Here is a 21,684-nt window from a genome sequence, read left to right on the forward strand (position 1 = left end):
TGAAGGCCCATCGCAATCACGCGTCGGCACACCTCCACGTCGTTGGTCGATATACCCGCACAGATCCCATTGAATTGCTCATAGGTATGAAAGATCAAGCGGTTCCCGACATCCGTACGCCCAGCGTATGTGTTTTTCCCAATCAGGTCATAACCTTGCGTTACGACTTCACGCAATGCCGGCACCTTCTCAGGCAGCAGATGCACGCCAGTGCTGACCGCTTCCATTGACCTGTCCCGCAAATCCAGAAACAACGGATAGGCGCCCAGCGACTGGAAGGCCTCGTCGTCCAGTGGACGGCTGAACATGGCCTGCGCTTCTTCCAGGGAAATGCCGCATATCGCACGATAGGCACGCTGCAAGGATCTCTCCATCTCGCGTCGGGCCCGCGTCTCGGGACGCATGGGTCTGTGATCGGCGAGCGTGTCAAGGACCTTCCCTATGATCTTGCGGATCTCGCTCATTCGAAACCCCGGCATCAGTCGAACTCCCGTGCGCGCTCGCGGGCCATTTCTTCGAAGATCTCCCTGCCTTCGCCCACATGGCGCCAGAAACACGCTTGCCAGGCTTCCGTGGCGCCCGCCAGAAACGCCTCCTGCTTGTCCTTGTCGAGCGATTCCCAGTAAGGCTCCCAATACACGTACCACCAGTACTCGATATTGCCCTGCAAGAACCCGAAGGCCGTTTCCGCCAATTCGGGGAAGGCTACCCAGGGCTCCGGCGGCTGAAGGCCCATCGCAATCACGCGTCGGCACACCTCCACGTCGTTGGTCGATATACCCGCACAGATCCCATTGAATTGCTCATAGGTATGAAAGATCAAGCGGTTCCCGACATCCGTACGCCCAGCGTATGTGTTTTTCCCAATCAGGTCATAACCTTGCGTTACGAGTTCACGCAATGCCGGCACCTTCTCAGGCAGCAGATGCACGCCAGTGCTGACCGCTTCCATTGACCTGTCCCGCAAATCCAGAAACAACGGATAGGCGCCCAGCGACTGGAAGGCCTCGTCGTCCAGTGGACGGCTGAACATGGCCTGCGCTTCTTCCAGGGAAATGCCGCAGACCGAACGATAGGCGCGCTGCAAGGTTCGCTCCACGTCGCGCCGGAGCTGGCGTTGCGCCCGCTTTTCGGGATGCATGGGCAAGAGTTCGCGGAGTATTTCGAGGACCCGCTTCAGTATCTTCTGATTGCGGGTCATTCGAACGCCCTTTGGGCCAAGTGGTCGGCCCCGAAATATCCCATCGCTCCGAAGAGCACGCCTCCCACCAGGCCGGTAACGATCACCCCTGGCCCGGTCACCACCCCGTAGGTCACGCCCACGGAGGCGCCTAGCTTTGCGCCGGCCACGGCGCCGGCCCATCCCCCTGCCTGCCTCAGCACTTCCTGCGAGATTGGCTTGATCGATTGCAGTTTCATCGATTCCGACGCGGCCACCTTCAGGTCATAGGCGGTGAAGAATATCCCGACGACCTGAATCACCCGCCCCACGCGTACGTAGCCCTGTGCTTGGGGAAGCGTCTCCGGATTGAATATCGCACTGGCCGGAACTGGCTTGCCATTGAGCAGAACTTCACGATCTATCCTCGCCCAATCCTTCGCCTCCAGCGTCTTTATCCTCGTGTGCGGATACTTCAGGAGGTGGCGGTCCAGATCCCGTTGAATGGCGTCTTGCGAAACGATTCTCGCGCCCGCACGAAGCGCCTTTTCAATATCGACGTACGTGACCCTTCCGTCGAGTCGAGGCGAACCACTTGGGAAAAAATCGGTCGCTGACATGTACTTGGAGAACTTGTTGCCCTTGACATGCCCCGCAATAGAAATGTTCGAGTCTGGTGCCCGATAGTTGATGCCCTTGCGCTCGGGGTTCATTTCATTTTTCAGCACATCTATGGGCAGCTTGGACTGCTCCAACGTCGCTTCATCCAGCACCTCATAAACCTTCCTGACCAGAAAGCCGTTTTGGCCGACCTCTTCCACCACCGCATAGAAAAACGCTCGCGCCGGCATCAACGGCGCCTCGAGCTCGACCCGGGACCCCTCTCGCGCGTTGGTCGCTACGTTGTACGTGGTCATGTCAACGCCGCTCCTGCTTCCAGCGCTCTAGCGCCAGCGGGCCAAAAAAGACGGACAGTGTCTGCGGGCCGTCTGTCGCGATCCTGGGGCAAAAGCCGGCCTCGTCGGTGACGCCTTGCCAGGAATTGCCTTGCTGGTCGGATATGAAGTACGGCACGCCGGGCATGGGGGCGCCATCCTCGTCGATGCAGCGGATCTGCTCGTCATGGGCGGCAGGCGGAGGATTCGATCCACTTCCCGCGTCCGTGGCAACGGCCGCGGCGGCCACCGCAGGCTCGGCGACGTCAGCCGCCGGTGCACTGCCCGCACTTACCTCAAGCGTGAAATCCGATTGCGATGGCATGACAAGCGGTGGCTTTGCGCAGCCGCAATAGACCCGCGCGCCGCTGACAAGCAGTTGCCTGCCCATCAGGTCGAAATTGGGTCGGCAATCGTTGAAGACCTTGCCCGTACCCTTGCAAGCCGGACATGTGGCGATGTCGCCTTCGACCCCCACGGGCTGGCCGTGATGCGTCATCATCCCGGCCCCCGATGCACAGAGCATCCCGCCGGTAGTTGTCTTGTCGCCGTTCTTCAGTGCGTATCGGATATCTGGCATTCTGGCCCCTCGTTGAAGTGAGCGGCCATTCTGTTCAGCGCGGGATATGCCGGTAAATCGTCGAATCCTTGAACTACGAACGTCAATGCCGAAGAAGCAACGGCCCCGATAGGAAACGGATCAATCCTCCGCCGACACAAACCGCTTGCGATACTCCGCCGGGGTCACGCCGACCACCCGCAGGAATGCGCGGCGCAGGGTGTCGACGCTGGAAAAACCGCACTCGGCAGCGGCCTGTTTGGGCGCGATATTGCCTTCTTCGAGCAGTTGCCGGGCGGCGGTCACGCGCGCGGCCTCGATCCAGTGTGCCGGGGTGACGCCAACCTCCTCCTGGAACAGGCGCGACAGGTGCCGCGCGCTGACGCCGATCCGCGCGGCCAGGCTTGGCACGTCGTGGGCCGCCGCCGGGTGGGCGGCTACCCAGCGTTGCAGTTCCTGCAGGGCCGAGCGGTTTGCCGCGGCGGGCGCTTCGCGGCGGCTGAACTGACCCTGTCCGCCCGGCCGCTTGAAAAACATCACGAGCTGGCTGGCCACCTTCAAGGCGATATCCCGGCCAAGGTCCTCCTCAACGAGCGCCAGCGCGAGGTCCATGCCGGCGGTCACGCCCGCCGCCGTGCGCACCTTGCCATCACGCACGTGAATCGCGTCGGCATCGACGGTCACCTTTGGATAGCGCGCCGCCAGCGCATCGGCGACAGACCAGTGCGTGGTGGCGCGGCGGCCATCGAGCAGTCCGGCCTCGGCCAGCAGGAAGGCGCCGCTGCAGACGGAACCGTAGCGCCGCGCCAAGGGCGCCGTGCGGCGGATCCAGTCAAGCACCCGGGGCTCGGCCGGCGCGTGGCCGGCATGCGGTGCACCGGCCACCAGCAGCGTGTGAAAGCGCGACGGCGAACCGCTCGCCGAGTCGTCCTCGATCACCATGTCCGGCAGCAGCCTGGCCCCCGACGACGCCGTCAGCGGCCCGCGCCGCAACGCCACCACCACCATCTGGTAAACCGTGACGCCTGCCTGGACATTGGCTTCGGCGAAAACGTCGAGCGGGCCGGATACGTCCAGCAACTGGACGCCTTCGACGGCCAGCAGGCCGATGGTACGGGTAGCGGGCATGGCGAAATGGTGCCTTTCAGGCACGGGCGGGCGGATTGTGTGAATTGTCCGGATTGTCCGGGAATGTCTTTATTCGTCGTATCACGACGATTGAAGACATGCTACTGCGAACCCTAGACTGGAGGCAACCCAAACGAACAGGAGCCGCCATGCGTTTCACCGCCGCCGACATCGCCATTCCCGACAGCCAGCTGGCCCGGGACATCACCGAACTCGTGCGCGACACCGAGTCGCCGCTGCTTTTCCACCACTCCAGCCGCGTCTACTACTGGGCCGCGCTGGCGGGCCGCAACCGGGGACTCGCATACGACCCCGAACTGCTCTATGCCGGCGCGATGTTCCACGACATGGGCCTGACCCATGCCCACAGCAGCGCCGACAAGCGTTTCGAAGTCGATGGTGCCAACGCGGCCGCCGATTTTCTGCGCAGCCGTGGCATTGGTGAACGTGAGGTGGAAAAGGTGTGGACCGCCATCGCGCTGCACACCACGCCTGGCATCCCCGAGTTCATGGCGCCGGAGATCGCGCTGGTGACGGCCGGCGTCGAGATGGACGTGCTGGGCATCGGGTACGACACGTTTGCCGAGGCCGATCGCGAAGCCGTGGTGCATGTCCATCCGCGCACCGCCCGCTTCAAGGAAGACATCATCCAGGCGTTCTACGACGGTATCCGGTGCAAGCCCGACACCACGTTTGGCAACGTCAAGGCCGATGTGCTGGCCGACAAGGACCCGCATTTTCATCGCGGCAACTTTTGCAGCGTCATCCGCGCGTCGGCCTGGAAGGGCTGATGCCTGCCTGCGGCATGTGCGGGTCAGGCAGGCTGGCGGCCGACATGGCGGTCTAACAGGTACGTCAACATCTCGCGGCTGACGGGCTTGGCCAGCACCAGGTCGATGCCTGCGGCACGGCACTTGCGGCGCGTCTTGCTATCGGCTGTCGCGGTCACCGCGATGATCGGCAGGCGACGGTCGCCCGCGCGCTCGGCATGACGAATCGCCCGCGCCAGTGTCAGGCCACTCATGCCCGGCAGGCCGACATCGGTCAACAGCAAGTCCGCGCCGCGCTGCAGCACAGCCCAGGCATCATGGCCGTCCTCGCAGGCCACGACCTCGCATCCGCCAATGGCTCGCAACTGCTCGACAAGCACCAGCAGGCATACGGGATTGTCTTCGGCGACGACGATGCGTGGCAACGTCTGACGGGTTGCCGGGCCTGCGGCAGTCGATGCGGGAGTCGCGGTATTGGGCACGGTCGTGGTGGGTCGAAAATGCGATGACCTATTGTCAACGCGTTTGCCGCCGCGCAGGTTGCTGAAATTTCCGCAATACCATGCAGACGCGTCTGAAATTGATCACTCCACCCGGTTTTTCAGGGTCTCTCCCAACGACCACCGTCGCAGATTATCCAGGAAGATCTCGACCACGCGCGCTGCATTGCCATCCGAAAAGCCCGCGCTGTGCGGCGTGGCGATGACGTTGGGCAGCGACCAGATAGGCGAGGACGCCGCCAGCGGCTCATGGGCAAAGACGTCCAGGTACGCACCGCCCAGTTTTTCGGCGCGCAAGGCATCGATCAGTGCCAGTTCGTCGACCACCTCACCGCGCGCCACGTTCACCAGCCGCGCCCCGGCCGGCAACCGCTGCAAGGCGGCGCGATCGACCAGCCCGCGCGTGCGATCGGTCAACGGACAAGCCAGGATCAGCCAGTCGGTATCCGGCAGGACCGCGTCGAACTGCTCGAACGTGACCGCCTGGAATCCGGCCTCCATCGCCGCGGCACGCTGTCTGACCACCGTCACCGCCAGGCCCAGCACGCGCAGCACCGCGCCGATCTGCTGCCCGATCGGGCCCCACCCAACGATGGTGGCGCGCTGGCCCTGCAGGTCCCGTGGCAGCCCGCTGCCGATCAGCGGCGCCCAGCGCGACGCCCGTTGCGCGTCGATCATTTGCGGCAAATGCCGCGCCAGCGCCAGCAGGCCAGCCAGCGCCGTCTGGGCCACTACGCCCGCATTGGCACCCGACGACGTGGTGACCGTCACGCCGCGCTGGCGCAACTGCCCAAAGATAGCGCGATCCGCGCCTGCCGAATGCGTATGCGTCCAGCGCAGCGACGGTGCGTCAAACATCGCCGTATAGAACCGCTGCGTGGCGGGCAGGATCTCGTGCTTGGTCGATAGCCCTGTCACATCGCGCGACACAAAGGCCACGTCGGCGTCCACGGCGCGCGGTTCGTCCACCTCGGGCACGACCACCGCCTGCCACGGCACCCCGGCCGCCGCCGTGGTCTTGTCGATGGCCGCGCGGTGCGCCTGCAAGGCAGTAGCGGACAGCAGGATACGCAGGGTCTCGGCTGACATGGCGCGGCTCAGTCCACCGTGGCGCCGGAGGCTTTCACCACGGCCTTCCACTTGACGTATTCCTTGCGCGTAAAGTCGCCGAACTGCTTCGGCGACCCGCCCACCGGATCTGCGCCTTCACGGACCATCTGCGCCTGCAGCGACGGCAGCGCCTCGTTGACGGCCTGGTTGACCTTGGCAATCACGTCCTGCGGCGTGCCCTTGGGTGCGAAGAAGCCGAACCAGGAACCGGCCTCGAAGCCCGGGAAGCCCTTTTCAGCAACCGTGGGCAGGTCGGGCAGCGAACGCGAACGTTTGGCGCTCGACACCGCCAGTGCGCGCAGCTTGCCCGCCTGGATATGGGGCATCACCGAAGGGATGGTTGCGAACATGAATTGCACGCGCCCCGATAGCAGGTCGTTCAGCGCATCGGCGCCCTTGTACGGAACATGCGTGGCCTGCGTGCCGATCCGCTCGGTCAGCATGAAGCCCGACAGGTGCGACGACGTGCCTACACCCGTGGAGCTGTAGTTCAGCTTGCCCGGGTTCGCCTTGGCGTACGCCACGAATTCCTCGAACGACTTCACCGGCAGCGACGGATGCACCACCAGCACATTGGGCACGTCCGCGATCTGGACAACCGGCACCAGATCGGTCAGCGGATCGTAGTTGAGCTTCCTGTACAGCGTCTGGTTGATCGAGATCGGGCCGACCGAGTTGACCAGCATCGTGTAGCCGTCGGCGGGCGACCGCACCACGAATTCGGTGCCGATGTTGCCGCCGGCGCCCGGCCGGTTGTCCACCACGAACGATTGCTTGAAGCGTTGCGCCAGCTGCTGGCTGACGCTGCGCGCCAGCATGTCGGTGGTGCCGCCCGCCGTGAAGGCCACCACCACGCGCACCGGCCTGGTGGGATAGTCGTCGGCGCGGGCCGGCGCGGCGAGCGCCAGGCCAGCTGTCAGGGCGCAGGCCAGCAGCTTGACGGCGGCATTGTTCCAGCGGGTATTCCGGGGCGTTGTGGGGTGCATGCGATGTCTCCGTTCCAGTCGTTGTCGTTGTGGTGTCTGGGATGCTTCGGTGTCGTTATCCGAAGTCTTATCGCCGGGCCGTGTTCGCCCCCCAGCACGCGGTGGGCAGCGTGGCGCGGGCGCGCGACATCATCGCCAGCGCACGCAAGGCGCCTGGCTGAAGCAAAGGGTCGATGTCGTCCGCCCGTCAGTCCCGGAAGCCCGGGTCAAGCCGGTCGAGCTTGCGCAGCAGCGCCGGCCATTCCATCAGGCCGTAGGGACGGCGCGTACCGGGCTGATAGTTGTTCCAGGTTTCCTCCAGTACCTCGGGCGACACCTGCTGCAGCGGCGTATTGCACGACATGGCCGCCACCTGCGAGCGGCAGGCCAGTTCCAGCCGGTGCATCCAGTTGAAGGCCTCGCCTACCGAATTGCCCACGGTCAGCGCGCCGTGGTTGCGCAGGATCAGCGCCTCGCCGCGGCCCAGGTCTGCAATCAGGGACGCCTGTTCGGCGGTGTCCAGCACCACGCCCTGGTAGTCGTGGTAGCCGATCTTCAGGAAGCGCATGGCGGTCTGGGTGATCGGCAGCAGCCCACATGCCAGCGACGACACGGCCATCGATGCCCAGCTATGCGTGTGGATCACGCAGGCCACCTCGGGGCGTGCGTGGTGCACGGCGCTGTGGATCACGTAGCCGGCCTTGTTCACGCCATAGTTGAGCGGGCCGAAGTCGGGCGTCGACAGGATCTTGCCGGCGTGGTCCACCTTGATCAGGCATGACGCCGTGATCTCCTCGTACATCATGCCGTACGGGTTGATCAGGAAGGCGTCTTCCTCGTCCGGCACGCGCACCGAGATATGGTTGGCCATCATGTCGGCCATGCCATACAGCTCCACCAGCCGGTAGCAGGCGGCCAGGTCCACGCGTGCCTGCCATTCCGCCTCGCTGCACTGGCCTCGCATCGAGGGGATGTTCAGCACACCGGGTTTCGTCATGACGTGTCTCCTTGGTGGTTTTGGTATCTGTATGCAGTGGGTGCGGTTCAGTCCGAACCCAGCGCGAGATCGCTGGGCCGGCGTTTTTCGATATGGAACTTGAGCAGCGCCGCGCTGCGGAAGATGCCGTGCGCGAACTTGCCATAGGGCAAGGTCAGGAACAGCGCCATCACAATGCCCAGGTGGATGGCCAGCAGCGCGGCCATGGCACCGGTGTCGCGGAACGCCAGCAGCGCCAGACCGCTTGCGCTGGTCAGGAACAGCAGCGCGATGAAGCCACGGTCCATCGGCTTCTGCTTCGTATCCATCGTGCGCACGTCGCGCTTCAGGTTCAGCCACAGCAGGCCGGCCGGCCCGATCAGCAGGCCGATGCCGCCCGCGATGCCCAGCAGCACCGGCAGGCTTGTGACCGGATACGGCGCGTGCAGGTCCAGCAGATAGTGGTACAGCGTGGCCACGGCAGTCGCCGCAAAGCAGAGCATGAAACCGTAGAACGTGAAGTGATGGAAGCGGCGGCGCAGCAGCGTGAAGGCGTCGTCGTCATTGTTGCAGCCCTGCCCGTGCCCGCCATCCAGATACTTCAGCTTCAGCGCATCGTGTACCGCGCCGCCCGCGGCGGCCCCACGCTCGTCGCCGCTGCGCGTGCCCGGCGTGACCTTGCGCCAGAACCGCGTCACGCCGATACCCAGCGCCCCGCAGGCAAACAGGAACACCACGCCGAACATGGCCGCCAGCAGGTTGTGCGGGAAGATCGCGTAGAAATTGCCGGCCAGCGGTTCATGCCAGAGCGTGCCACGCATCGTCAGCACCATCAGCAGGAACAGCGCCAGGCCGCCGGCCAGTGCCAGCGCCATCGTCACGCCGGCGCGCCGGTACAGGCCGCCCAGCGCGGCCGGAAACGCGTAGTCGCCATAGGTCTGCACGCGGACCTTGGCCATTGCCTGAGGAATGTTGACGGCAAACTCATGCGGCGGCGCGTACTGGCACGCGTGATAGCAGGCGCCGCAGTTGTGGCACAGGTTGGCCAGGTAGTGGATATCCGCCTTGGGGAATTCCAGCCGGCGCGTCATGGCCGGGAAGACCGCGCAGAACCCTTCGCAGTAGCGGCAGGCATTGCAGATCTGCAGGGTACGGGCTACTTCGGCCTCGTCGCCGGTCAGGGGCAGCGCACCGTTTGCCAGCGCCGCCGCCTCGCGCGTCAGCGCTTCAAGATGTTGCATGTTCCTCTTCCCGTGATGCCTGAATTGCCGCGCCTGCGTGGCGGGCCGTGTGCGCCGCCCTGGCGGCCTGGGTGCCGGCGATACGGCCGAATGCCGTGCCGATGGCCATGCCCACGCCGGCCGTATAGCCCTTGCCCAGCACATTGCCGGCCATCATCTCGCCCGCCACGAACAGGTTCTGGCTGGGCTTGCCACCAAAATGCGCGGCCGCTTCCTGGTTCACCTTGAGCCCCAGATAGGTGAAGGTGATGCCGGGACGCAGCGCGTAGCCGAAGAATGGCGCGGTGTCGATGGGCCGGGCCCAGTGCGTCTTGGCCGGGGTCACGCCTTCGGTGTGGCAATCGTCCAGCGTCGTATGGTCGAACTTGCCTACGCGGCACGCGGCGTTGTACTCGTTGATGGTGCGGATGAAGGTGGCTTCGTCCAGCCCCAGCTTGCGCGCCAGTTCGGGCAGCGTATCGGCCTTCACGCCGGGGAACACGGGCGGCATGAAGCGCCCCACGGCCTTGGCGTCGATGATCGAGTAGCCGATCTGCTGCGGCTGCTGCGCCACCAGGCGGCCCCAGATCGCGTACCGCTTGGGCCAGAAGTCCTCGCCCTCGTCATAGAAGCGCTCGGCTTTGGCATTCAGCACCACGCCCAGCGACACGCAGTCGATCCGCGTGCAGATGCCGCCGTCATAGAGTGGCGCGCGGGCGTCGATGGCCACGCAGTGCGACTGCGACGGATCGCCGATGGCGTCGGCGCCCTGGGCGATCATGTGCTTGAGTAGCACGCCCATGTTGAAGCGGGTGCCGCGGATCAGGAAGTTGTCCGCGGGCCATTCGCCGCGCTCGTTCTGGCCCCAGGCCTCGCGCAGCCATTCGCGGTTCGATTCGAAGCCGCCGGCCGCCAGCACGCAGGCGCGGGCCTCGATACGCTCGCCGCCGATACGCGCCGCCACAAAGCGGCTGCCGTCGAGTTCGATCGCATCGACCGGCGCGTTGTAGCGGATCTGCACGCCCAGCCGTTCGGCGCTGCGGTAGTACGCATTGACCAGCGCCTTGCCGCCGCCCATGAAGAACGCGTTGGTGCGCGCCACGTGCAGGGCGCCCGACAGCGGCGGCTGGAAGTGCACACCGTGGCTGCGCATCCAGTCGCGGCAGGTCGACGACGCGCGGATGGCCAGCCGGGCCAGCGTCTCGTCAGTCAGGCCGCCTGTGACCTTGAGCAGGTCCTGCCAGTATTCCTCTTCGGGATAGGCGTCGACCAGCACGTCCTGCGGCGCGTCGTGCATGCAGCGCAGGTTGCGGGTGTGGGAAGAATTGCCGCCGCGCCATTCGCGTGGCGCGGCTTCCAGCAGCATGACGCTGGCGCCGGCCTCGCGGGCCATCAGTGCGGCGCAGAGGGCGGCGTTGCCGCCACCGATTACCAGGACGTCGATCATGCGCGGACGCCCTGCCTGCGGGGATTGTGAGTGGGGATGGACACGGCGATCTATGCCTTCGTGAGTCTGTTCCGCGACTCTATCCGCAGGGCGAAACGCTGCTAAGCCCTTGCGCGGCATGGGGGTATCACGATTCGTGATGGGTGCCCCGCGATACCCCCGCTGCGATGCCGGGCCCTCTCCCCGGTCATCGCCCGCCGGTCAGAATCCTACGGCCTGCCCGTCGCGGCGCGAGTCCGATGCGGCGATATAGCCATGTTCCGCCTTGTAGATCAGCTGGGCGGAGCCGAATGCCAGGCTGTCGCGCGGCGCCACCTCCACCCGGTGGCCACGCTCGCGCAGCACGGCCACCACATCGGCCGGCAGGTGGTGTTCGACGTTGACTACCGGCCCGTGCTCCACCCGGAAGCGCGGCGCGTCGCTCATCGCCTGGGGGTTCTGCCCGAACGCGGCCAGCCGGGCCATCATCTGAACGTGGCCCTGCGCCTGCATCGACCCGCCCATCACGCCGAACGACATCACCGGTGCCCCATTGCGGGTGACAAAGCCCGGGATGATCGTGTGCATCGGCTGTTTGCCGGGCGCCACGCAATTGGCGTGGCCCGGCTTCAGGTTGAAGCCTTCGCCCCGGTTGTGCAGGGAAATGCCCGTGCCCGGCACCACGACGCCCGAGCCAAACCCGCGATAGTTCGACTGGATGAACGACACCATCGAGCCCGCCGCGTCGGCCGCCGTCAGGTACACGGTGCCGCCGATCTTCGGCATGCCCGCCGACGGCGTGCCCGCGCGCTTCAGGTCGATCAGTGCGGCGCGTTCGGCCAGGTATGCCGGGTCCAGGAACGAAGCCGGCGCGTGCTGCATCGTCGCCGGGTCCGACACATGCCGGTGCAGGTCGGCAAAGGCCAGCTTCATGGCTTCGATGCCGACGTGGTAGAAATCGGCGCTGTCCACGCCCATGCCTTCCAGGTCGAAGCGATCCAGAATGCCCAGGCCGATCAGCGCGGCAATGCCCTGGCCGTTGGGCGGAATCTCGTGCAGCGTGTAGCCACGGAAGTCCTGCTTCATCGGCTCGACCCAGGCCGGCTGATGCGCGGCCAGATCGCCGGCACGCAGCGCGCCGCCCGTTTCCTGGGCAAAGGCCACGATGCGCTCGGCCAGTTCGCCCCGATAGAAGCTCTCGCCATCGCTCTCGGCGATCTTGCGCAGCGTGGCGGCCTGCTCCGGAAAACGCCACCGCTCGCCGGCCTGCGGCGCCCGGCCGTTGGGCATGAAGGCCTTGGCAAAGCCGGGCTGGTCGCGCAGCACCGGCACCTGCGCGGCCCACTGGCGCGCGATCTGCGGCGACACCATGAAGCCCTGCTCCGCGTATTCGATGGCCGGCACGAACAACCGCGCGAACGGCAGCTTGCCGAAGCGCGCCGACAGCGCCTTCCAGCCCGCCACCTGGCCTGGCACCGTCACCGTGTCCCAGCCGACCGACGGCATGCGGTCGCGTCCGGCGAAGTAATCGGGCGTCCAGGCCGCCGGCGCGCGGCCGCTGGAATTCAGGCCGTAGAGCTGCCCTTCATGCCAGACCAGCGTGAACATGTCGCCGCCGATGCCGTTCATGACAGGCTCCACCACGGTCAGCGCAATGGCCGTGGCAATCGCGCTGTCGATGGCGTTGCCACCTTCGTAGAGCATGCGCAAGCCAGCCTGCGCGGCCAGCGGCTGGCTGGTGCTGACGGCGTTGGCGGCCAGCAGCGGCATCTTCTGGGACGGATACGGGAAAGACCAATCTAAAGGCAACATGGGCGGAACAGGTAAGAAAGTCAGGACATGGCGCGCCGGCAGGCGGCGCCACGAGGGTTGCTGCGGCAGCGTTACTGCAGGGCGACGCCGGACTGCTTCACGAGCTTCTCCGTGCGCGGGATCTCCGCGTTGATCATCGCCGTGAAGTCGTTGACACTGCCGCCACGCGGCTCGGCGCCGGTCGCGGCCAGCTTTTCGCGGAAGTCGGGCGTGGCCAGCAGCTTGTTGATCGACGTATTGAGCTTGACCACCACATCGGCCGGCGTGCCCTTGGGTGCCACGATGCCATACCACGGCGCGATATCGAAGCCTGCGTAGCCCTGCTCGGCAATGGTCGGGATTTCGGGCGCCTGCGGCGAACGCCTTGCCGTGGACATGCCCAGCGCGCGCAGCTTGCCCGCCTTCACGTAGGGCAGGCCGGTCATGATGGTGTCGAAGTACATGGACACCTGGCCCGACAACAGCGCCGGAATCGCCTCGCCCGCGCCCTTGTACGGCACGTGGACGATGTCGATGCCGGCAACGGCCTTGAGCATTTCACCGGCGATATGCGACGTCGTACCGGTACCAAACGATGCGTACGAGAGCTTGCCCGGGTTGGCCTTCGCATAGGCCACCATCTCGGGCAGCGTCTTGAACGGCAGCGACGGATTCGACAGCAGGATGTTCGGGGTGATCGCCACCACGGCAACCTTCTCGAAGGCGTCCGGGTCGTAGCTCAGCTTCTTGTACAGGAAGCGGTTGGTCACCATCGACGCCGGCCCCGACATCAGCAGCGTATAGCCGTCGCCCGACGCACGCGCCGCGACTTCGCTGCCGATCATGGCCGCCGCGCCGGGCCGGTTTTCCACCACGAAGCTCTGACCGTACTCCCTGGCCAGGCCGGCGCCCAGTTGCCGCGTGATCAGGTCGGTGGCCGAGCCGGCCTGGAACGGCACCACGATGCGCACCGGCTGCGTGGGCCAGTCGCGCCCGCCTTGCGCCTGCGCCAGCGACGACGCGGCGATCAGGCCGATGGAAAGTAGTGCTCGGAAAGAAGAGAAACGCATGTCTGTACCCTCATTGAATCGAACGATGGTCATCCGCGCGAACACGCCGGATGCCACCATTCCGTCCGCAATTTGCGTGCCACTGGCATCGCCGCGTCGTTGACACGAGCCCCGTCCGCCCCCTTCAGATCGATGAAGTTTGCGTATCTGGCGCACCGGTTTGGTTAGCCTTGCCGGTGCGCCCGCAGGCTGGTGTTGTCTCGCTGGTGCCAAGGCACTATTGGTGTGCCCGGCGCTCTCTCTGGATGGTGCTTGCTGCGTGTTGTCGCAGGCCCACGGCCCGTGGCCTGCGCCAGTGGCTTCAGTCGACCAGCGCCCTGGCCAGCACGGCCAGCGCCGCGTCGAACTGCGCCTGCGGAATCGTCAGCGGATACAGGAAGCGGATGACGTTGCCGTAGGTGCCGCAGGTCAGCAGGATCAGGCCCGCTTCCATCGCACGCGTCTGCACGCGCTTCGCATGCTCCGCGCTGGGCGCGCCGGTGGCCGGATCGACGAACTCGGCAGCGATCATCGAACCCAGGCCGCGCACTTCGGCCATCGCCGGGCATTGCGCACGCAAGGCTTCGAGATGGGCCTGCAGTTGCGCGCCCAGTTGCGCGGCGCGCTCGCACAGCTGCTCGTCGGCGATGGTGTCGATCACGGCGTGGGCGGCGGCCACGGCCAGCGGATTGCCTGCATACGTGCCACCGAGCCCGCCAGGCAGTGGCGCGTCCATGATCTGCGCGCGGCCACACACGGCCGACAACGGCATGCCGCCGGCCAGGCTCTTGGCCATCGTGATCAGGTCCGGTTGCACGTCGTGGTGCGACATGGCAAACAGCTTGCCGGTACGCCCGAAGCCGGTCTGCACCTCGTCTGCGATCATCACGATGCCGTGCCGATCGCAGACGGCGCGCAGGCCTCGCATGAAATCGGCAGGCGCCGGCTGGAAGCCGCCTTCGCCCTGCACCGGCTCCACGATGATGGCGGCCACGCGTTGCGGATCGATATCGGTCTTGAACAGCATATCAAGCGCCTGCAGCGCCTGTTCCGTGCTCACGCCGTTCAGCGCGCCGGGAAACGGCGCGTGATAGATGTCCGAGGGGAAGGGTCCGAAGCCCACCTTGTACGGCACCACCTTGCCAGTCAGCGCCATGCCCAGCAGCGTGCGGCCGTGGAAGCCGCCGGCGAATGCGATGACGCCCGGGCGACCCGTATGGGCACGCGCGATCTTGATCGCGTTTTCCACCGCTTCCGCGCCGGTCGTGAACAGCGCGGTCTTGTTGAGTCCGGTGATCGGCACCAGTGCGTTGATGCGCTCGGCCAGCGACACGTAGCTCTGATACGGCACGACCTGGTATGCGGTATGGGTGAAACGCTCCAGCTGGGCGGCCACGGCCTGCATCACGCGCGGATGCCGGTGCCCCGTGTTCAGCACGGCAATGCCGGCAGCGAAGTCCGTATAGGCGCGGCCTTCGACGTCCCACAGCGTCGCGTTCTCGGCGCGCTCGGCGTAGAAGTCGCACATCACGCCCACGCCGCGGGGCGTGGCAAGGCTGCGGCGTTGATTCAGTTCGATGTTTTTCATGGTCGGAATGCGAAGGGGGCAGGTCAGCGCCGGCAGCGGCCGCGCCGGATATCCGTCCAGCACTGCGCAGCGATTCCGCACATTTCAATCACATTTGGCCCTACAATCCAGCGCCACTTTCATAAATTCAATGGTGCCAATTGAAATCGATCTGCGGTGACCTGCTGCTCCAGCGCCTGGGGCCCGATGGCCTGGCGGCCTTTGGCAAGCCCCTGAACCGGGGCCTGTATGCGTGCATCCGCGGCGCCATCCTCGATGGCAGCCTGGCGCCTGCCACCCGGTTGCCCCCGCAGCGCGACCTGGCGGCAGAGCTGGGCCTGTCGCGCAACACGGTGATGTACGCGTACGAGCAGCTGCTGGCCGAGGGCTATTTGCGGGCCCGCACGGGCAGCGGCACGTTTGTGGCCGATACGGCGCCCGAGAGCTACCTGAACGCCACGGCCGCCACGGTGGCGGAAGCGGGACCGCGCGAGATGCCGGGGCTGTCGGCCCGGGGCCGGCGGCTGATCGAAAATGCCTCGGCATCGCCCACGCAGTGGGGGGCGTTCATGCCCGGCGTGCCCGATCTGCGCAGGTTTCCGCACCGGCGCTATGCCCAGATTTCGGCACGGCTGTGGCGCAATCCCCAGCCGGAATGGCTCAGCTACAGCCACGGCGGCGGATTGCCGGCCTTGCGCGAAGCCGTGGCAACGCATCTGCGTGTGGCGCGCTCGGTGCGCTGCGACGCCGGACAGGTGCTGATTACCGAGGGCATCCACCAGGCCATCGATCTCGTGGTGCGCCTGCTGGGGTCGCCCGGCGACCAGGCCTGGGTGGAAGAACCCGGCTACTGGGGCATTCGCAGCGTGCTGCAGGTGTGCGACATCGGCATGGTGCCAATGCCCGTGGACGACGACGGGCTGACGCTGCCCGACACCGATACGACGGCCGACGCGCCCCCGCCCCGCTTTGTCTTCGTGACACCGTCCCACCAGTACCCGATGGGCGCGGTCATGAGCCTGAAGCGCCGTCGCGCGCTGCTGGAGTTCGCGCGCCAGCACGGCAGCTGGATCGTCGAGGACGACTACGACAGCGAATTCCGCTTCTCGGGGCAGCCCATCCCGTCACTGCAGGGGATGGAGCCGGATGCCCCGGTGATCTACATCGGCACCTTCAGCAAGACGTTGTATCCGGGGCTGCGCATGGGCTACCTGGTATTGCCACGCGCCCTGGCCGCATCGTTCCAGACCGCACACGCCGATCTGTACCGCGCCGGCCACCTCATGACGCAGGCCACGGTGGCGGAGTTCATGCAGGCTGGCGATTATGCCGCCCACATCCGCCGCATGCGCCCGCTCTACGCCCGGCGCCGTGCGATGCTGGCGGACCTGATCGAGCGTTACCTGGGCCCCGCCGCGCTGAACCGCCAGGGCAGCAACGCGGGGCTGCACCTGGTACTGCGGCTGCCCGACGACGCCGACGACGTGGCCATCGCCGCCACGGCGCGCGAGCGCGGCATCATCGTCCGTCCGTTGTCGCGCTACTACCTGGGGCAGACGGTCCAGAAGGGCCTGCTGCTCGGCTACGCCTGCGTGCCCGAGGAACATATCGGCCCGGCGTTCGACGTGCTGCTGGGCTGCCTGCCGGCCGGGCACCTGACGGGGACGCAAGCCCGCCAGTAGGTCGCCAGCCACGGCGATTGCCTAAAATCCAGTAGCAGCGACCGTGGCGGATGCCCTCCGCCCTCTGGACAACGCGGACACCGGCCGGGAGCGGAACGATGAGTCTGATCGGATGGATGCGCGGGCGAACCACGCACGCGGACGAACACGACAAGCACGCGATTGCCGAACTCGCGGAGCGTGTCACCCGGCTCAATCCCCGCCTGCGGCTGGTATCGCACTATGAGCGGCAGTTGCGGCCGGCCCTGGCCCAGGCGCTGACGCACGTTCGCTCGCTGGTGCATGACGTTCCCCCACCGCGCGAAGCCAGCGACCATGCATGGGGCGTCGATCCCTATATCCACGCCTTCTTCGGCACGCCGCACGATGTGGCGCTGACGTTCAGCCGCTCGCCTGAACTGCGGGAATTTTTCGGCACATCGCCGGCTACGCAGACGGCCACCGCCGTGCTTGGCATGACCATGACAGAGCGACGCACGCTGGGGGTGGCGCTGGAAGGCGATGTCATGCGATCCGACGTGCCGCAGACCAACATCAGCTTCAGCGAGCACCGGATCACGATCATCGCCGATTCGGACGCGGCCTTGCGCGACGAGATCGTGCGCCGCATGTTCGACCAGTTGGCTCTGGAGTCAGTGGCCCGGTTCACCGCGGGCAAGTCGCGGCGCGACGAACTCGATCGCGAGCAGACCTTGCTGCTGGCCCGCCTGCACCTGTTCGAGCGCCAGGGCACGGGCATGCGGTCGGTGGTGGGCGGCGATGCGCCGGTCAGCGCCGCCGAGGCCGCGTCGCTACGCGAACAGATCGCCAGCAACGAACAGGCACTGTCCCAGCTGAGCGCGACATCGGGCACGCTGGAGCGGCAGCTCGAATGCCTGAACGAAACGCTTGCCGACGCGCCAGCCCGGTTTTCCATCGCGCATCGACCGCTGCGCCTGAGCGCGACGAATGTGCTGCTGGCGCCGGACAGCACGACGCCGGCCAGTGATCTCGACCTGCTGACTGCCCACGTGCCGGGCGATCCGCCGCTGGTGCCCGCGTTCACGCTGGTCAGCTTCGCACGTGGCGACATGGTGTCGCCACGCGCCCTGCTCGACGAGGCGGAACGCTACCTTTGAGGGTGCAGCCGCCTGCCTGCTACAGGGCCACGGCGCTGGCGCCATTCACGCTCTCGGGCACGAAACGCCCGAGCACATGGCCGGACATGCCCTTGGCCAGTTCTTCCTCGCCGTAGAACACGGTGCCCAGCCCTTCCTTGCGCAGCAGCTTTGACTCGTCCTCGCTGTGGGTGCGCAGAACTACCTCGACATGCGGATTGAGCGTGCGGGCAGTCTCCACCATCTGCCGCACGTACAACGGTTCCGGCACGGCCACCACCAGCATGGCTGCATGGGCGATATGCGCCTGGATCAGCACGGCCGGGTCGGCCGCATTGCCCGACACCGCCGCAAAGCCGGCCTTGCGCAGGCCCTCCACCAGCTCGCGGTTTTCGTCGGCAATCACGAACGGGATGCCGCGCTCCTGCATCGCCTTGGCAATCCGGCGACCCACACGGCCATAGCCGACCAGCACCACCTGGCCCTGCAAATACTTGCGTTCGGTCGTGACCGGCAGTTCGGCATACGGGTCGCCACGCTGCTCCAGATTGCGGGCAATCGCCGAACGCGCCAGAATCCAGCGCCGCACGGGCTCCAGCGCCGCAAACAGCAGCGGATTCAGGGCGATGGAGATCAGCGCGCCAGCCAGGATCAGGCTCATGCCTTCTTCCGGCAGCAGGCCGAGCGTCACACCAAGCCCCGCCAGGATGAACGAGAATTCGCCAATCTGAGCCAGGCTGGCCGACACCGTCAGCGCCGTATTGAGCGGGTAGCGGAACGCCAGCACCAGCGCGAACGCGGCCAGCGACTTGCCCACCACGATGACGGCCACCACGGCCAGCACGTGCAGCGGCAGCTCCACCAGGATCTCGGGCTTGAACAGCATGCCGACCGAAACGAAGAACAGCACCGAGAACGCATCGCGCAGCGGCAGCGATTCTTCGGCCGCGCGGTGACTGAACTGCGATTCGCGCATCACCATGCCGGCAAAGAAGGCGCCAAGCGCGAACGACACGCTGAAGACCTCGGCCGCACCAAACGCGATGCCGATCGCCACGGCCACCACCGCCAGCGTGAACAGCTCGCGCGAGCCGGTCTTGGCCACCTGCCACAGCAGCCATGGCAACACCCGACGCCCCGCGATCAGCATCAGCGCGATAAAGGCCACCACCTGCAGCAGCGTCTGGAACACCGTCATGCCGATCGACTGCGAGGCCTGTGCGTCGGCGTTCACCGTCCCGCCCAGCAGCCCCGCCAGCGGCGGCAGCAACACCAGCACCAGCACCGTTGCCAGATCCTCGACCACCAGCCAGCCGACCGCGATGCGCCCATTCATGGTTTCCAGCACCCCCCGGCTTTCCAGCGCCTTGAGCAGCACCACCGTACTGGCGCACGACAGCGACAGCCCGAAGATCAGCCCGGTGCCCCAATGCCAGCCCCAGCCCCATCCGATGGCCATGCCCAGCAGCGTGGCAATCCCCATCTGAACCACGGCGCCGGGTATGGCGATCCGCTTGACGGCCAGCAGGTCGCTCAACGAAAAATGCAGGCCCACGCCGAACATCAGCAGCATCACGCCAATCTCGGAAAGCTGGGCGGCCAGGTGGACATCAGCGACAAAGCCGGGCGTGCCCGGACCAATGATGATGCCCGACACGAGATAGCCAACCAGCGCCGGTATCTTCATGCGCTCCGCGAGGAATCCGAGCACAAGCGCGATACCAAAGCCTGCGGCGAGCGTGGTGATGAGGGTCAGGTTGTGATCCATGGGCAGGGGCGTCCGGGAGGTCAAGCGGCAAAGGGGCGTTCACGAATTGTAACTGCCATGCTGGCATCGCATCGCGAACGTTTTCCTGACAGGCATGACCCGGCCCGCGCGGCACGGCGAGTCTGGCGCCCGGCCGTGGCATCGATGTGCCCCGGTTACCGGGCGCCGGATTCGGTGTTCTCGATGATCGGCCGCAACAACGTGAAATCGTTGGGATAGAAAGGCGGCACCGCCGAGGGGCTCCTCTTGCGCGCCACCTCCACGAACGGTCGGTCGGCCTCGATCGCAAGCATCAGGTCGAACCGTTTGACGCCCGCAGCCTTGGCGCGTTCCACATCGCGCTCGCTTTTGGCCCGGTAGGCAATCGTTCGCATCAGCAGGTCATAGAGCAGCCGGGGCCGGCGCTCGACCGCCAGTGCCGCATCGTGGCGGCGCCTTGCCAGCACCGCGTGCCACAGCGCGGAGTCTTCGAGACCAGCCGTGTGCTCGGCGAGCGCAACCAGTTGCACCTTGCCGGTGCGCGGCGAGTACGCGACGCCCTGGGCATCCAGGAACGCCCGGATATCCGACAGACGCTGGCCAAGCAGTTCCTCGGTACGGGTCTTCGCCTTCTGCGGCTGGTCGATGTCGGTCCAGTGCGATGGAAACGCGCCCATCTCGGCGAAAATTGCGGCCCAGTCGTCGTACTCGGTCCAGGTCCAGTCCCGGCCCTTGAAGTACCTCGAATAGACCTGCTCGAAATAGCCGGCCATGTTCAGGCCGTCTGACCCGCTGCGCTTGACGATGGCAAGAATCTCGGCGGCTTCGGCATCGGAGATGCCGACCACGCTCTCCATCACGCGATTGAAGACGCGCTCGTAGGAACTGGTTGTATCCTGAACATACAGCGCAGGCGGCGCGGCCATCGGCGCCGGCCTGGCTTCAGCCGGCGCGCGTCTGGCCTTGCGAAAGAATTTGAAGACGCCCACTTCTCTGATGTGTGCCCCGGGCGACACGATGTATCGGTTGATCCGTGACATTTTTGCATATTTGCGGGAAAGGTGAGGCGGCCATGCGATCTGCCGAGAGTCATGCCGGACAAGCCGGGCTTGCGCCTTTCCTGCACGCCTTGCGGGGATTGCTGCTGCTGGGCGGCCTGTTTTCCGCCCACGCCCCGGCCATGGAATTCCGCATCTACCACCAACCCGAACTGAACCGGCGGATGATCGTTGGCCAGGGTCGCATCGAGGACGGTGACGCCGACAAGTTCCGGGCCGTGGCCCGCATCGCCGACCGCGACGACGAAGGCCTGGTCACGCTGATCCTGGACAGCCCCGGCGGCAACGTGGAGGCAGCCTTCCGGCTGGTGGACGCGATGGACAACGTGCGCGTGTACACCGCGGTGCCGGACGGTGCCCGGTGTGCGTCGGCCTGTGCGTCGATCGTTTTTGCGTCCGGAGAGCGCCGCAGCATCCTGGGTTCCGGACTGCTGGGGTTCCACAGTTGCTACAAGCGCCAGGGCGCCGCCCTGCTGTCGGACTCTCTGTGTAACGAGATCGTCGCGGCAAATGCCATGCAACGAGGCGTGACCCATGCCGCCATCAACCGCTTCGTGGCGGACCACGGCGCACACGAGATGGCCTGGGTTGGCCGCAACGTCGTGTGCCGCTCGCTGCAAGGGCTCTGCAAGCCGGGCCCCATCGAAAAGCGGAACGACACCCACGCGGCCCTGACGCGCAGTTTCGACTGCAGCCGGCTGACCTCGATGGCATCGCAACTGGTATGCGGCGATACCGATCTGGCGCGGGCCGACAAGGAACTGGCCGACCTGTATGGCCGCAAGCTTGCGTCCGCGGCCAACAAGACGCGCGTCCGCGATGACCAGCGAACGTGGCTGCGCGACGAGCGCAACCGCTGCAGCGACAAGGCCTGCCTGCAGCGCGCCTATCGGAACCGGATCGATGTGCTGAAGCGGGCCTGACGGGTCCGGGGCGCCCTCCGCC

At 66.0% G+C, this 21,684-nt stretch carries 20 protein-coding genes; 4 read left to right on the forward strand and 16 right to left on the reverse strand.

Annotation, left to right across the window (positions count from 1 at the left end; genetic code table 11):
- The 5 genes from D9X30_RS29175 to D9X30_RS29195 form a co-directional block, all read right to left on the reverse strand.
- Nucleotides 1–464: hypothetical protein (locus D9X30_RS29175; RefSeq protein ID WP_249641122.1), on the reverse strand; the 464-nt coding region annotated here is incomplete at its 3' end.
- Nucleotides 465–478: 14 nt separating this feature from the next.
- Nucleotides 479–1,201 (reverse strand): hypothetical protein, encoded by a 723-nt coding sequence (locus tag D9X30_RS29180; protein WP_249641123.1) that lies wholly within the window; start codon nt 1,199–1,201, stop codon nt 479–481.
- A complete protein-coding gene (locus tag D9X30_RS29185; protein WP_153949351.1) occupies nt 1,198–2,076 on the reverse strand; it encodes a glycine zipper family protein in 879 nt (292 codons plus the stop codon). The genes D9X30_RS29180 and D9X30_RS29185 overlap by 4 nt, the downstream gene beginning before the upstream one ends.
- A gap of 1 nt (nt 2,077) precedes the next feature.
- The gene (locus tag D9X30_RS29190) at nt 2,078–2,674 is read right to left on the reverse strand and encodes a PAAR domain-containing protein (RefSeq protein ID WP_153949350.1); all 597 of its coding nucleotides are present in this window, start codon (nt 2,672–2,674) and stop codon (nt 2,078–2,080) included.
- Nucleotides 2,675–2,794: 120 nt separating this feature from the next.
- A complete protein-coding gene (locus D9X30_RS29195) occupies nt 2,795–3,781 on the reverse strand; it encodes a GlxA family transcriptional regulator (protein ID WP_153949349.1) in 987 nt (328 codons plus the stop codon).
- Nucleotides 3,782–3,930: 149 nt separating this feature from the next.
- On the opposite strand from D9X30_RS29195, the gene D9X30_RS29200 reads away from it, so the two are divergent.
- On the forward strand, nt 3,931–4,572 hold the full coding sequence (locus tag D9X30_RS29200) for an HD domain-containing protein (RefSeq protein WP_153949348.1): 642 nt from the start codon (nt 3,931–3,933) through the stop codon (nt 4,570–4,572).
- Between the two features lie 23 nt (nt 4,573–4,595).
- Here D9X30_RS29200 and D9X30_RS29205 read toward each other — a convergent pair whose 3' ends face one another.
- The 9 genes from D9X30_RS29205 to D9X30_RS29245 form a co-directional block, all read right to left on the reverse strand.
- Nucleotides 4,596–4,976 (reverse strand): response regulator, encoded by a 381-nt coding sequence (locus D9X30_RS29205; protein WP_153949347.1) that lies wholly within the window; start codon nt 4,974–4,976, stop codon nt 4,596–4,598.
- Between the two features lie 159 nt (nt 4,977–5,135).
- Entirely contained in the window at nt 5,136–6,140 is a 1,005-nt protein-coding gene (locus tag D9X30_RS29210) for a D-2-hydroxyacid dehydrogenase (RefSeq protein WP_153949346.1), read from the reverse strand.
- Nucleotides 6,141–6,148: 8 nt separating this feature from the next.
- The gene (locus D9X30_RS29215; RefSeq protein ID WP_153949345.1) at nt 6,149–7,147 is read right to left on the reverse strand and encodes a Bug family tripartite tricarboxylate transporter substrate binding protein; all 999 of its coding nucleotides are present in this window, start codon (nt 7,145–7,147) and stop codon (nt 6,149–6,151) included.
- A gap of 187 nt (nt 7,148–7,334) precedes the next feature.
- Complete coding sequence (locus D9X30_RS29220; RefSeq protein ID WP_153949344.1) at nt 7,335–8,123, reverse strand: class II aldolase/adducin family protein; 789 nt, start codon at nt 8,121–8,123, stop codon at nt 7,335–7,337.
- 47 nt (nt 8,124–8,170) lie between these two features.
- The gene (gene tcuB, locus D9X30_RS29225) at nt 8,171–9,343 is read right to left on the reverse strand and encodes a tricarballylate utilization 4Fe-4S protein TcuB (protein ID WP_153949343.1); all 1,173 of its coding nucleotides are present in this window, start codon (nt 9,341–9,343) and stop codon (nt 8,171–8,173) included.
- Entirely contained in the window at nt 9,330–10,769 is a 1,440-nt protein-coding gene (gene tcuA, locus D9X30_RS29230; protein ID WP_153949342.1) for an FAD-dependent tricarballylate dehydrogenase TcuA, read from the reverse strand. The genes tcuB and tcuA overlap by 14 nt, the downstream gene beginning before the upstream one ends.
- Before the next feature lie 201 nt (nt 10,770–10,970).
- Complete coding sequence (locus D9X30_RS29235; RefSeq protein ID WP_153949341.1) at nt 10,971–12,560, reverse strand: gamma-glutamyltransferase family protein; 1,590 nt, start codon at nt 12,558–12,560, stop codon at nt 10,971–10,973.
- Nucleotides 12,561–12,631: 71 nt separating this feature from the next.
- Entirely contained in the window at nt 12,632–13,609 is a 978-nt protein-coding gene (locus D9X30_RS29240) for a Bug family tripartite tricarboxylate transporter substrate binding protein (RefSeq protein WP_153949340.1), read from the reverse strand.
- Between the two features lie 301 nt (nt 13,610–13,910).
- The gene (locus D9X30_RS29245; RefSeq protein ID WP_153949339.1) at nt 13,911–15,176 is read right to left on the reverse strand and encodes a 4-aminobutyrate--2-oxoglutarate transaminase; all 1,266 of its coding nucleotides are present in this window, start codon (nt 15,174–15,176) and stop codon (nt 13,911–13,913) included.
- Nucleotides 15,177–15,316: 140 nt separating this feature from the next.
- On the opposite strand from D9X30_RS29245, the gene pdxR reads away from it, so the two are divergent.
- Together pdxR and D9X30_RS29255 are read left to right on the forward strand one after the other, a co-directional pair.
- On the forward strand, nt 15,317–16,837 hold the full coding sequence (gene pdxR / locus D9X30_RS29250; protein WP_153949338.1) for a MocR-like pyridoxine biosynthesis transcription factor PdxR: 1,521 nt from the start codon (nt 15,317–15,319) through the stop codon (nt 16,835–16,837).
- 98 nt (nt 16,838–16,935) lie between these two features.
- On the forward strand, nt 16,936–17,955 hold the full coding sequence (locus D9X30_RS29255; protein WP_228771028.1) for a hypothetical protein: 1,020 nt from the start codon (nt 16,936–16,938) through the stop codon (nt 17,953–17,955).
- A 19-nt stretch (nt 17,956–17,974) separates the two neighbouring features.
- On the opposite strand, the gene D9X30_RS29260 is transcribed toward D9X30_RS29255, so the two are convergent.
- On the reverse strand, nt 17,975–19,702 hold the full coding sequence (locus D9X30_RS29260) for a cation:proton antiporter domain-containing protein (RefSeq protein ID WP_153949337.1): 1,728 nt from the start codon (nt 19,700–19,702) through the stop codon (nt 17,975–17,977).
- A gap of 155 nt (nt 19,703–19,857) precedes the next feature.
- Nucleotides 19,858–20,697 carry a hypothetical protein gene (locus D9X30_RS29265; RefSeq protein ID WP_153949336.1) on the reverse strand — a complete coding sequence of 280 codons (840 nt, stop codon included), beginning with the start codon at nt 20,695–20,697 and terminating at the stop codon, nt 19,858–19,860.
- A gap of 56 nt (nt 20,698–20,753) precedes the next feature.
- Between D9X30_RS29265 and D9X30_RS29270 the strand changes: the two genes are divergently transcribed.
- Nucleotides 20,754–21,662 (forward strand): ATP-dependent Clp protease proteolytic subunit, encoded by a 909-nt coding sequence (locus D9X30_RS29270; RefSeq protein ID WP_153949335.1) that lies wholly within the window; start codon nt 20,754–20,756, stop codon nt 21,660–21,662.
- Nucleotides 21,663–21,684 lie beyond the last annotated feature (22 nt).

The organism is Cupriavidus sp. U2 (genome assembly GCF_009663685.2).
Classification (GTDB): Bacteria; Pseudomonadota; Gammaproteobacteria; order Burkholderiales; family Burkholderiaceae; genus Cupriavidus; species Cupriavidus necator_C.